The organism is Mesorhizobium sp. M7A.F.Ca.AU.002.02.1.1, from assembly GCF_003998535.1.
Taxonomy (GTDB): Bacteria; Pseudomonadota; Alphaproteobacteria; order Rhizobiales; family Rhizobiaceae; genus Mesorhizobium; species Mesorhizobium ciceri.
The window spans coordinates 1-889 of sequence record NZ_RZPB01001319.1; the positions used below are offsets into that span (position 1 = coordinate 1).

2 protein-coding genes and 1 pseudogene are annotated in these 889 nt (G+C 66.3%); all 3 read left to right on the plus strand.

The window, feature by feature from the left end; translation table 11 throughout:
* Positions 1–208, plus strand: a pseudogene (locus EN879_RS37420) (NAD(P)(+) transhydrogenase (Re/Si-specific) subunit alpha); the annotation flags it as partial.
* Positions 205–633 (plus strand): NAD(P) transhydrogenase subunit alpha, encoded by a 429-nt coding sequence (locus tag EN879_RS37425; RefSeq protein ID WP_024501908.1) that lies wholly within the window; start codon positions 205–207, stop codon positions 631–633. The pseudogene EN879_RS37420 and the gene EN879_RS37425, both read left to right, overlap by 4 nt.
* A gap of 6 nt (positions 634–639) precedes the next feature.
* Positions 640–889, plus strand: a 250-nt coding sequence (locus tag EN879_RS37430) for an NAD(P)(+) transhydrogenase (Re/Si-specific) subunit beta (RefSeq protein WP_206521108.1), incomplete at its 3' end; no start/stop codon positions are given.

The following is an 889-nucleotide window of genomic DNA, read 5'->3' on the forward strand; positions in this document are numbered from 1 at the left end:
GGTCAAGGCAACGATGCTGACCGATGGCGGCAAGGTGGTTCATCCGGCTTTCGTGAAAGCCGACCAGCAGCCGGCAAAGGGCCAATATGTCGAGCCGGCCGCGATCCCGGCCAAGACCATGGTCGCCGATGCTTCGCCCAAGAAAGCCGCGCCCAAGAAGGCGGCCGCACCCAAGTCGCCCTCGTCGAAGCCGAAAGGGATCGCGTGATGGACCAGACCCTGCAGAAAGCCCTCGACCAGCTCGACCAGGCCTCCGCCGCCGTCCGGCTGGCGGTGCACAATCTGGCGACCGCGCCCGGCGGCACTGACGCGGCCGGTGATGCCGCGCATGCGCTCTCCGGCGGCGCCATCGATCCCTTCGTCTTCCGCTTCGCCATCTTCGTCCTGGCGATCTTCGTCGGCTACTACGTCGTCTGGTCGGTGACCCCCGCACTGCATACGCCGCTGATGGCCGTCACCAATGCCATCTCCTCGGTCATCGTCGTCGGCGCGCTGCTTGCCGTCGGCATCGCCGCCTCCGGCATTGCCGCGGGCTTCGGCTTCGTCGCGCTGATGCTGGTTTCGGTCAACATCTTCGGCGGCTTCCTCGTCACCCAGCGCATGCTGGCCATGTACAAGAAGAAGGACAAGTAGAGCGCCATGAACGCCAACTTCGCGTCCTTCCTCTACCTCGTCTCCGGTGTCCTGTTCATCATGGCGCTGCGCGGCCTGTCGCATCCGACCACCAGCCGCCAGGGCAATCTCTACGGCATGATCGGCATGGGTATTGCCATCGCCACCACACTGGCTCTGGCGACCCCGTCCGCCGGCCGCTTCGGCCTGATCGTGCTCGGCCTTGCCATTGGCGGCGGCGTCGGCGCCGTTACCGCGCGCCGCATCGCCATGACCT